Source organism: Streptomyces sp. WG5, from assembly GCF_049974565.1.
Classification (GTDB): Bacteria; Actinomycetota; Actinomycetes; order Streptomycetales; family Streptomycetaceae; genus Streptomyces.
Genome location: NZ_JBNGGC010000152.1, coordinates 1 through 771, shown reverse-complemented (window position 1 = coordinate 771; position 771 = coordinate 1). Strand labels below are relative to the sequence as shown.

At 72.2% G+C, this 771-nt stretch carries 1 protein-coding gene; it reads left to right on the top strand.

Annotation, left to right across the window (positions count from 1 at the left end):
• On the top strand, window positions 1-771 hold a 771-nt coding region (locus tag ACP4IX_RS36325), incomplete at both ends, for a SpnB-like Rossmann fold domain-containing protein (RefSeq protein WP_426558936.1).

Genomic DNA, 771 nt, shown 5'->3' with positions numbered 1-771 from the left:
GCCCCGGTGGTGTCGGTGGAGTCACTGGCGCTGCGCGCGGTCTCGCCTGACCAGATCGACACCGCACACGACAACCGACAGAACTGCCTCTACCGGCTCGAATGGACCACACGTCCGACCGGGCAGGAGACGACTTCGCCCTCCGTGGCGACCAGTTGGGTTGTGGTGGACGCCGGGGCACCGGTTCTGGACGGTCCGCGTCACACCGATCTCGCCGCCCTGGCCGGTGCATCCGACACCGTGCCGGACTTGGTGTTCGTCACCCTCGGAGAGGCCGAGGGCGTGCTGCCGGAAGCGGTGCACGCCGGGGTCTCCGGCGCGCTCGCACTGGTGCACGCCTGGCTGGAGGAGGACCGCTTCGCCGACTCCCGCCTCGTGTTCGTCACGCGGGGGGCCATGGCGGCCGACGACGCCGTCACTGTTCGTGACCTCGCCGGTGCGGCGGTCTGGGGCCTGGTCCGTTCCGCCGCGACCGAGCACCCCGGCCGGTTCGCCCTGGTCGACCTCGACGACCGGGCCCTGCCCACGGAGGCGGTTGCCGCTGCCCTGGCCGCAGGGGAGTCCGAGATGCTCGCTCGCGAAGGTGCGCTCCTGGTGCCGTGTCTGGTGCGTGCGGTGGCGGAGCCGGAGGCCGGGCCGCTGGTGCTGGACGGCACGGTGTTGGTGACGGGTGCCAGTGGTGCGTTGGGCGGTCTGTTCGTGCGGCATCTCGTCACCGAGTACGGGGTGCGGGATCTGCTGCTGGTGAGCCGGCGGGGCGGGGATGCCCCG